This is a genomic window from Vibrio sp. 03_296, from assembly GCF_002265885.1.
In genome coordinates, this window is the sequence record NZ_NPKW01000317.1 from 1 (window position 1) to 826 (window position 826).

The following is an 826-nucleotide window of genomic DNA, read 5'->3' on the forward strand; positions in this document are numbered from 1 at the left end:
CATCACTCGCACAGAGAGCAAGTTTCGCCTTGTTGTGCGTAGGCAGAAATGTCGAACTCTGCAGTAAGACGGCTGCCTTTACTAAAACCGACATAGTGGCCGTTGACGTACACCTCAAAGTAGGTTTCTACGCCATCGAACTTGATGATGGTTTGTTTTCGTCCCATTGAGGGCCCAAAGTGAAGGTGCGTTGATAAGCGCCCGTTGGGTTGTCGGTTGGTACAAAAGGCACATCAATTGGGAATGGGAAACCTTCGTCTGTGTATTGAAGATCGCCGTGGCCTTCCATTTGCCACATGTTGGGTACGGTAATGTGCCCCCAGTCGTTCATGGTTKCGAGTAAACTCATCAGTACCAGCATKGGTTGCTGAAGTAATGAAATTGCCACTGACCACTTAGCAGCATAAAGCGGCTGCTCAACTCACGCTGAAAGGTTTGAGCTTGTTGAACGGTATCATAGGAGAAGAAGTACGCACGCGGCGCCATTCTTGTTCTCATGTAAATGAGGAAGTTTTCCCAGTGTCACGTTTTTTCTCCCCTCGGCGACTTCGATCAAAGGATCCGCCGACGTTCTGTTAAATAGAGATTTGGATATCTGGAAAATATATTAGTAAAACTTTTACTAAATAGAATTGGTGAAAACGTTTTACTTTAACTTGATCACGAATTCTCAGTGGGAAAGAGTGAAAGGTGTGATCCGAGTTAAAGAATAATGTTTAACCAGTTTTAGCGGCTTTTCCGTGGCGGATAGGAGTGTTACATGAAGAGGAAATACGGCAAGAATGGAAAGGGTTTATACTTTACTTATTGAAAAATAAAGATAAAA

At 43.9% G+C, this 826-nt stretch carries 1 pseudogene; it reads right to left on the bottom strand.

Going from position 1 to position 826, the window contains the following annotated elements:
• Nucleotides 1-486 (bottom strand): annotated as a pseudogene (locus CIK04_RS35665) (sugar-binding domain-containing protein); the annotation flags it as partial.
• Between the last annotated feature and the right edge of the window lie 340 nt (nt 487-826).